This window comes from Pantoea sp. A4, from assembly GCF_000295955.2.
GTDB lineage: Bacteria > Pseudomonadota > Gammaproteobacteria > Enterobacterales > Enterobacteriaceae > Pantoea > Pantoea multigeneris.
Genome location: NZ_ALXE01000052.1, coordinates 43,088 through 52,203, shown reverse-complemented (window position 1 = coordinate 52,203; position 9,116 = coordinate 43,088). Strand labels below are relative to the sequence as shown.

6 protein-coding genes are annotated in these 9,116 nt (G+C 51.5%); 2 read left to right on the top strand and 4 right to left on the bottom strand.

Annotation, left to right across the window (positions count from 1 at the left end):
- Positions 1-141 precede the first annotated feature (141 nt).
- The 4 genes from pflA to ycaO form a co-directional block, all read right to left on the bottom strand.
- Positions 142-882, bottom strand: coding sequence for a pyruvate formate lyase 1-activating protein (pflA, locus tag B880_RS0121655; protein WP_017349561.1), 741 nt, complete (start codon positions 880-882; stop codon positions 142-144).
- A gap of 66 nt (positions 883-948) precedes the next feature.
- Positions 949-3,231 (bottom strand): formate C-acetyltransferase, encoded by a 2,283-nt coding sequence (gene pflB / locus B880_RS0121650; RefSeq protein ID WP_017349560.1) that lies wholly within the window; start codon positions 3,229-3,231, stop codon positions 949-951.
- A gap of 29 nt (positions 3,232-3,260) precedes the next feature.
- Entirely contained in the window at positions 3,261-4,163 is a 903-nt protein-coding gene (gene focA / locus B880_RS25390) for a formate transporter FocA (RefSeq protein ID WP_051005722.1), read from the bottom strand.
- A gap of 293 nt (positions 4,164-4,456) precedes the next feature.
- Positions 4,457-6,220, bottom strand: coding sequence for a 30S ribosomal protein S12 methylthiotransferase accessory factor YcaO (ycaO, locus tag B880_RS0121640; RefSeq protein WP_017349558.1), 1,764 nt, complete (start codon positions 6,218-6,220; stop codon positions 4,457-4,459).
- Between the two features lie 314 nt (positions 6,221-6,534).
- Between ycaO and serC the strand changes: the two genes are divergently transcribed.
- Positions 6,535-7,620, top strand: a complete 1,086-nt coding sequence (gene serC / locus B880_RS0121635) for a 3-phosphoserine/phosphohydroxythreonine transaminase (protein ID WP_017349557.1) — start codon at positions 6,535-6,537, stop codon at positions 7,618-7,620.
- Between the two features lie 69 nt (positions 7,621-7,689).
- Positions 7,690-8,976 (top strand): 3-phosphoshikimate 1-carboxyvinyltransferase, encoded by a 1,287-nt coding sequence (gene aroA / locus B880_RS0121630; RefSeq protein ID WP_017349556.1) that lies wholly within the window; start codon positions 7,690-7,692, stop codon positions 8,974-8,976.
- The last annotated feature ends 140 nt before the right edge of the window (positions 8,977-9,116 follow it).

Here is a 9,116-nt window from a genome sequence, read left to right as displayed (position 1 = left end):
GGATTTCGGAGGGCAGGGTAATCGGAGCGAGCCACGTCGCAGCCCGATTGCCCTGACAGGCCGAGGCATCTCGATTTCACAGGCGATGGTTTTGACCTTACCCTCAACCTCAGCTCTCAAAATAACGCTAACTAAAGCGAGTCAGAACACTACTGGGTGCCCATAACCGGCCAGAATCTGCTGAATGTGTTCCAGCGTGGCCCGGCTCGGTGGCTTCACACCGTCTAACGGATAGGTTTCCCCCAGAACGTCCCACTTATGCTTGCCTAACTCGTGATAAGGCAACAGCTCAATCTTCTCGATGTTATCCATCCCGGAGGTAAACTCGCCGAGCAAATGCGCTGAAGCATCGTCATCGGTATAACCCGGAACAACCACATAGCGAATCCAGGTACGAATGCCGCGCTTTTGCAGATAACGGGCGAAATCCAGCGTGCGATGATTGGAAACGCTGGTCAGCACCTGATGAACCTCATCATTCACTTGCTTAATATCCAGCATCACTAAATCGGTCACATCCAGCAATTCGTCAATCACTGCATCATAACGACGGACAAACCCATTGGTATCAAGACAGGTATGAATCCCGGCCGCATGGCAGGCGCGAAACCAGTCGCGTACAAACTCGGCTTGTAAAATTGCTTCGCCGCCGGAAGCGGTCACGCCACCGCCCGACGCCTTCATGAAATGTTTATAGCTCACCACTTCCTGCATCAGCTCATCAACCGTGATCTCCTTACCTGCATGGGTATCCCAGGTATCGCGGTTATGGCAATACAGACAGCGCATCAGACATCCTTGAAAAAAGGTGATAAAGCGAATGCCTGGACCATCTACGGTGCCACAGGACTCACTGGAATGGATTTTTCCGTTTACGGACATGGTTATCACCTCACGACTTCACAGAACAGGGAAAATGGGCCTCAGTAATGAGGCCCGGCAACGCAATTACATCGACCTGGTAAAAGTACGGGTAATCACATCCTGCTGCTGTTCTGGTGTCAGCGCATTGAAGCGCACCGCATAGCCAGACACGCGAATGGTCAACTGTGGGTACTTATCGGGGTGCTCCATCGCATCAAGCAACATCTCGCGATTCATCACGTTAACATTCAGATGCTGTCCACCTTCAGTCTCACCATCATGATGGAAATACCCGTCCATCAGTCCCGCCAGGTTGGATTTACGCACATCATCACTTTTCCCTAACGCATCCGGGACGATAGAAAAGGTGTACGAAATGCCATCACGCGCATATTCAAAGGGCAGCTTGGCAACGGAAGTCAGTGAGGCAATTGCCCCTTTCTGATCTCGCCCATGCATCGGGTTGGCTCCCGGACCGAATGGCGCACCAGAGCGACGGCCATCGGGGGTATTACCGGTTTTTTTGCCGTAAACCACATTCGAGGTAATGGTCAGTACTGACTGGGTTGGCACGGCATTGCGGTAAGTAGTCAGGCGCTGAATTTTCTTCATAAAGCGCTCAACCAAATCGCAGGCGATATCGTCTACGCGAGCATCGTTATTACCAAACTGCGGATACTCACCGTTAATCTCGAAATCTGTCGCGATACCGTCCGCATTGCGTACCGGTTTCACTTTCGCGTATTTAATCGCCGAGAGTGAATCGGCAGCGACGGACAATCCGGCAATGCCGCAGGCCATGGTACGGTAAACGTCCCGGTCGTGCAGGGCCATGAGTGAGGCTTCGTAGCTGTACTTATCATGCATATAGTGAATGATGTTCAGCGCGGTAACATACTGCTGTGCCAGCCAGTCCATAAAGTGATCCATGCGGGCGAGCACGGTATCGTATTGCAGCACTTCATCGGTGATTTTCGGCTCCACCGGTCCGACTTGCGCCAGCGATTTTTCATCCACGCCGCCGTTAATGGCATACAGCAACGTTTTAGCGAGATTGGCACGCGCACCAAAGAACTGCATCTGTTTGCCGACGATCATCGGGCTAACGCAGCAGGCAATGGCATAGTCATCATTGTCAAAGTCTGGACGCATTAAATCGTCGTTTTCATACTGCAAGGACGACGTATCTATCGACACCTTAGAGGCATATTTCTTGAAATTGGTCGGCAGGTTTTCTGACCACAGAATGGTCATATTCGGTTCCGGTGACGGTCCCATGGTATAGAGCGTATTCAGGAAGCGGAAAGTGGTTTTGGTGACTAAAGTGCGGCCATCAACCCCTTGTCCAGCCAGTGATTCCGTTGCCCAGATGGGATCGCCTGAGAACAGTTCATCATATTCTGGGGTACGCAGAAAACGCACCATACGCAGTTTCATGACCAGATGATCGACTAACTCCTGTGCCTCACTCTCCGTCAGACGGCCCGCCTGCATATCACGTTCAAAGTAGATATCCAGGAAGGTGGATACGCGACCAAACGACATCGCTGCGCCATTTTGTGATTTAACGGCGGCCAGGTAGGCAAAGTAAGTCCATTGCACGGCTTCCTGAGCGGTTGTTGCCGGGCCAGAGATATCGCAGCCGTACTTGGCGGCCATCACCTTGATTTGGTTTAACGCGTGATGTTGATCGGTAATCTCTTCACGCAGGCGAATTGTGGCTTCAAGATTAACACCCTGCTCCAGATCGGCCTGAAGTGAGGTGAACTGCGCCAGTTTATCCTGCATCAGAGCATCAATGCCATACAGTGCCACCCGACGATAATCGCCGATAATACGGCCACGACCATAGGCATCCGGTAAGCCGGTCAACACGCCAGATTTACGGCAGCGCATAATATCGGGCGTATAAACATCAAACACACCCTGATTATGGGTTTTGCGGTACTCGGTAAAAATGGTTTTGATAGTGGGATCAAGCTCGCGACGATAAACGTTACAAGAGCTCTCCACCATTTTGATCCCGCCAAACGGAATAATGGCACGCTTCAAAGGCGCATCGGTTTGCAAGCCGACAATTTTTTCCCGTGGCTGATCGATGTATCCGGCTGCGTGCGAGGTAATTGTAGAGATCACGGCAGTATCAAAATCATAGGGTTCGTGAGTCTTATTCTCGACTTTGATCTTTTCCAGCACCTCATTCCACAAGATGGTGGTGTTTTCTGTGGCACCCGCAAGGAAGCTTTCGTCACCGGTATAAGGGGTGTAGTTTTTCTGGATAAAGTCGCGCACGTTGATGCTGGTTTGCCATTCACCTGAGGCGAAGCCCTGCCAGGCACTGTGCTGTTTTTCATTCAGTACTGTCATGATATACCTACCTTATTAAAGGAGCTTTCTTACGGCGCGTCTTCAGATTCAGACACGGCTTTTGATTCAGTTAATTGCGTTGGGCCGCCAGCGCGTAAATAGATCACCCAATATGTCAGGCCGACCAGAACACCCCCGCCAATAATATTGCCGAGCGTTACCGGGATAAGATTGTCGATAATAAATCTTACCGGCGTCAGAGATGAAAACTGTGCGGCGCTGGCACCGGTGAGTTGCCAGAATTCAGGGCTGGAGAAATCACGAATAACAATTGCCAGCGGAATAAGAAACATATTAGCAATGCTGTGTTCAAAGCCACTGGCAACAAACATGGCGACCGGAAGAATTAATACTAAAACTTTATCTGTGAGTGACCGGCCAGAATAACTCATCCAGACACCGAGGCAGACCATTAAATTCGCCAGAACACCGAGGCAGACCGCTTCAACAAAACTGTGGTGCATTTTGTGGTCGGCGGTTTGCAGGACATTTAACCCCCACGCGCCCTGAGCTGCCATACCCTGTTGGGCAAGAGCAATTAAGGCCACAAACAGTAGAGCGCCAATCAGGTTACCGACATACACTGTCAGCCAGTTTCGGGCCAACTGCCCCCAGCTAATGCGTCCACTGGCTTTAGCGACCACAATCAGGACGGTTGACGTAAAGAGATCTGCACCGCCGACCACCACCAGGATCAGGCCCAGGGAAAAACAGATGCCGCCAATAAAGCGCACCAGCCCCCAGGGTAAGTCCGAGGCTCCGGTGGTGACGGTAATATAGAAGACAAAGGCAATGGAAATAAACACCCCTGCAGTAATGGCAAGGAAGAAAGTAGTTAACGGGTGTTTTGTGGCTTTGTAGACACCGGTTTCTTCGGCCACTTTTGCCATAGCAGGAGGAAGTAATAAGTTGAATGGGTTGTTTGCTTTCATTTTTCTGCTCTCAGCAGGATTTACAGGAAAATATTAGCAATTACTGGCGTAACAAGAGTTGATTTAGATCATTATTTCTTGGGGTGAAATAACAAAGTTGTGAGGCAGGGCAAGGTTAAAGTAAATGCAATGTTGCTGGTGTTAATTTTTATAACATGGCTGCATGGGTGCGTTATTTTTTCTCATGTCTTTACTTTTAAATGGTCTGAAAATAAAGAATGTAAAAATAAGGGAGTAAAAAATTGATATTACAGAAAAAGACTCCCCGACTTACCGCCGGGGAGTTTTAAATATTACTTATTCGTCCAGAACTTACGCTTAGCCGCCTGCAGCTTTTCATAAGCCTGCAACAGAGACTGATGCGCCGGGAAGGCGTGCAGATCGTCGTCAACGGCCTGCAGACCATAGAACGGCGCTTCACCGCTGATGGCTGCCGATGCCGCTTCCAGCGCTTCTGCGCCATACATGCGGGAGAATGCATGGTGGTACTGTAATGGCTCGCGCTCATCTTCCATCGCTAACAGCAGCAGAGTCTGCAGGCAACGGTAGTAGTTAGCACGCTCAGGGGTGAAGACTGAGCTGTTGAATTCCATCGTCCACTCAGTCCAGATAAGGGCCTGATCCAGATCACCACCGGCCAGCGCCAGCATGGCTTTCAGTTCGCCAATGCGCAGGGTGTACCAGCCATTGTCTTTACCGCTTGCCAGACCGAGCAGTTCACGCACGCGCGTGAAGTCATCATGGCCTTCTTCATCCAGTTGAGCGATCAGATCGAGATACTCTTCCGGATTCCAGTTGGTCTCTGGCAGGGCCAGCAGCGTTTCGCGCAGGTTGGCACCCATGTTGTTGTTTGCCAACAGCAAATCTTCTGCCGGATAGATATCAGACATGCCCGCCACAATAATACGGCAAGCATACACACTCAGGTGCTCGTAGTCGGCAATGTACACGTCCTGGCCTTCTTCTTTAAAGATAGCCATTAACGTTGCGAACTCTTGCTCGGTAGTGCCTGAGAAGCTCCAGTCAACAAACGGATAATCCGCATCTTGCTTGAACATATCCCAGGAGATCAGGCCGCTAGAGTCGATAAAGTGGGTTTCCAGATTGGCGTGTTCAGCCACCTCTTCATCATCGAAGGTTGGCGGAGTGAAGACATCCAGATCTTTCAGACCACGACCTTGCAGCAGCTCGGTAACGGTACGTTCCAGCGCCACGCCAAAGTCTGGGTGTGCACCGAACGAGGCGAAGCAGGTGCCATTAGCCGGGTTGAAGAGCACCACACAAATGACCGGGTACTTACCGCCCAGGGAAGCATCGTAAGAGAAGATAGGGAAACCTTCTGCTTCCAGGCGTTCAATGGAAGCGACCACACCCGGATAGCGCTGCATGACGCTCTCTGGAATTTCTGGCAGGCTGATGGACTCTGCAATAATGCGGTTTTTGATGTGACGCTCAAAGACTTCAGACAGCCCCTGCACGCGAGCCTCATTGGCCGTATTGCCCGCAGACATGCCGTTCGACACGTACAGGTTGCCAATAATGTTCATGGGGATGTAGACCGTTTGCTGGTCTGACTGGCGGGTAAATGGCAATCCACAAATACCGCGCTCTTCGTTACCCGATTGCAGATCAATCAGATCTGATCCACCCAGTTCATTTTCAGGATCGTAGAAAGCACGCAGACGATCGTCCAGAATGCCTTCCGGCAGGCTGTTATCCGCTGGCACCGGGAACCATTTCTCATTCGGGTAGTGCACGAAATCGCCGTTAGCGATGGCTTTGCCTAACCAGAAGTCTGCGAAGAAATAGTTGGTCGACAGGCGCTCAAAATATTCCCCCAAGGCTGATGCCAGTGCTGCTTTTTTGCTGGCACCTTTACCATTGGTAAAGCAGAGCGGGCAATCACGATCACGGATATGAACGGACCATACGTTGGGTACGGGATTCAGCCATGAGGCCTCTTCAATGTTGAAACCAAGGTCCAACAGTTTTTGCTGGAAGCGTGCGATAGAATCTTCCAACGCGGCGTCTTTGCCGGGAATGAATGTTTGCGTCATGGAGCCGCTCTCTCTGTAGTCGTGATGGGGCATAAAGCGCGCAATGATACGGATTTTGCAAGGGGTGCGCTATCCGGACGACGATTTTTTCTGCCAGTCATTCTGCCTTCCTCCCACAGGGTGTGAAGTCCATTTTTTACTACGCCGAATAGACCTCACAAAATTTCGTTAGCTTTTGCATTCGTAACATAAGCTGCGGCGAGCCGGATGCAAGAAATGTGATCGTGACCGGATTTATGATTGCAGCTACCCGGTGGCAATGATAAAACCGAGAACATATTGATAACCGTTTTATATGACAGTGGTGAGTGGACATGACCCAAGTTTACAATTTTAGCTCCGGCCCAGCCATGCTGCCGGTTGAAGTACTCCGTCGTGCGGAACAAGAACTGACAAACTGGCACGGGCTGGGGACCTCCGTGATGGAGATCAGCCATCGCAGTAAAGAGTTTATTCAGGTTGCGACTGAAGCTGAGCAAGACTTCCGTGATCTTCTGAATATTCCACAAAACTACAAAGTTTTATTCTGCCACGGCGGGGCGCGAGCTCAGTTTGCTGCCTTACCGGGCAACCTGCTGGGTAACGCAACCACCGCAGACTATGTCGATGGCGGTTACTGGGCCTATAGCGCAATCAAAGAAGCGCAAAAATACTGCTCACCCCGCACGATTGATGCCAAAATCACGGTCGATGGCAAACGCGCTATTTTGCCAATGCGTGACTGGCAGCTGAATGATGACGCGGCCTACCTGCATTACTGCCCGAATGAAACCATCGATGGTATCGCGATTGATGAAGAACCGGATTTTGGTGACAAAGTCGTGGTCGCTGACCTCTCTTCAACCATCTTATCGCGCCCGTTGGACATCAATCGCTATGGCGTTTTGTACGCTGGCGCGCAGAAAAACATTGGACCAGCAGGCTTAACCCTGGTGGTTGTACGAGAAGATCTGCTGGGTAAAGCACAAAAGTATGTGCCTTCCATCCTCGATTACACCGTGCTGTCTGAAAACGAATCGATGTTTAACACCCCGCCAACTTACGCCTGGTATCTCTCTGGTCTGGTATTCAAGTGGCTGAAAGAGAAGGGCGGGATTGCTGAAGTGGATAAAATCAATCAGGCAAAAGCTGACCTGCTATATGGTGTGATTGATAACAGCGATTTCTACCGTAATGATGTAGCTACCAGCAACCGTTCACGCATGAACATTCCATTCCAGCTGGCAGACTCTGCGCTGGATAAAGTGTTCCTGGATGAGTCCGTGAACGCGGGCTTGCACGCCTTGAAAGGTCACCGTGTAGTGGGTGGCATGCGTGCATCCATCTACAATGCCATGCCGCTGGAAGGCGTAAAAGCGCTGACCGATTTCATGGTGGACTTTGAACGCCGCCACGGTTGATTCATACTGTCTGCCCCAACCCCGTCGTACGGCGGGGTTTTTTGTCTTATCTGGAGATTAGGTTTCACAATGCAGGACTCCCTGACCCTACAACCGATTGCCCGTATTGACGGCACCGTTAACCTGCCCGGTTCAAAAAGCGTATCGAACCGTGCGCTGTTGCTCGCGGCATTGGCGAAAGGCACCACGCGCCTGACCAATCTGCTTGATAGCGACGATATCAAACACATGCTTAATGCGCTGCAAGCGCTGGGTGTCAGCTATCAACTTTCTGCCGACCGCACTGTCTGCGAAGTGACCGGCAATGGCGGTGCTCTGGTAGCTCAAGAGCCGCTGGAGCTGTTCCTCGGGAACGCTGGCACAGCGATGCGTCCACTGGCAGCGGCATTGTGTCTGGGCCAGCAAGATGTGGTGTTGACCGGCGAACCGCGCATGAAAGAGCGTCCAATTGGGCACCTGGTTGATGCGTTACGTCAGGGCGGCGCGGAGATTGAGTATCTGGAAAATCCAGACTACCCACCGCTGCGCCTGCGTGGTGGCTTCAAAGGCGGCGCAGTGAGCGTAGACGGCAGTGTATCCAGCCAGTTCCTGACGGCACTGCTGATGACCGCACCGCTGGCGGAGCAGGATACTGTCATCACCATCAAAGGTGACCTGGTATCTAAACCGTACATTGATATCACGCTGAACCTGATGGCGTGCTTTGGTGTGCAGGTCGAAAACGAGCAGTATGGTCGCTTCGTGATTAAGGGCCAGCAGCAGTACATCGCGCCAGGTGATTACCTCGTTGAAGGTGATGCCTCTTCTGCTTCCTACTTCCTGGCGGCGGCTGCGATTAAAGGCGGCACGGTGCGTGTCACCGGCATTGGTCGTAATAGCGTCCAGGGCGACATTCGCTTTGCGGATGTGCTGGAGCAAATGGGTGCCGTGGTGGAGTGGGGAGATGACTACATCGCCTGCACACGTGGTGAGCTGAAAGGGATTGATATGGACATGAACCATATCCCGGATGCTGCCATGACCATCGCTACCGCCGCGTTGTTTGCCGAGGGCACCACGCAGTTGCGTAATATTTACAACTGGCGTGTAAAAGAGACCGATCGCCTGACGGCTATGGCGACCGAGTTGCGTAAAGTCGGGGCTGAAGTGGAAGAGGGGAACGATTATATTCGTATCACTCCACCTGCTCAGTTGGTACATGCTGAGATCGGCACCTACAATGATCATCGTATGGCGATGTGTTTTTCACTGGTTGCGCTGTCAGACACACCGGTGACGATTCTTGATCCAGGCTGTACGGCGAAAACTTTCCCTGACTACTTCCAGCAGTTAGGCAAACTCAGCCACTCGGCCTAAGGTAGCAACCCGGCGACTGGACGTTGTTGCCGGGTTTTGCTGCAAAACTGGTACGATTGTTGAGCGACATTTCTGAATTCCATCAAAATTTTCATCCTGTGAGCGCTAAAGGCTAACTAACGGCGCATAGGCCGAGTATA

Coding starts and splice junctions, on each gene's coding strand:
- pflA (WP_017349561.1), bottom strand. CDS start 882: ATGTCCGTAAACGGAAAAATCCATTCCAGTGAGTCCTGTGGCACCGTA.
- pflB (WP_017349560.1), bottom strand. CDS start 3,231: ATGACAGTACTGAATGAAAAACAGCACAGTGCCTGGCAGGGCTTCGCC.
- focA (WP_051005722.1), bottom strand. CDS start 4,163: ATGAAAGCAAACAACCCATTCAACTTATTACTTCCTCCTGCTATGGCA.
- ycaO (WP_017349558.1), bottom strand. CDS start 6,220: ATGACGCAAACATTCATTCCCGGCAAAGACGCCGCGTTGGAAGATTCT.
- serC (WP_017349557.1), top strand. CDS start 6,535: ATGACCCAAGTTTACAATTTTAGCTCCGGCCCAGCCATGCTGCCGGTT.
- aroA (WP_017349556.1), top strand. CDS start 7,690: ATGCAGGACTCCCTGACCCTACAACCGATTGCCCGTATTGACGGCACC.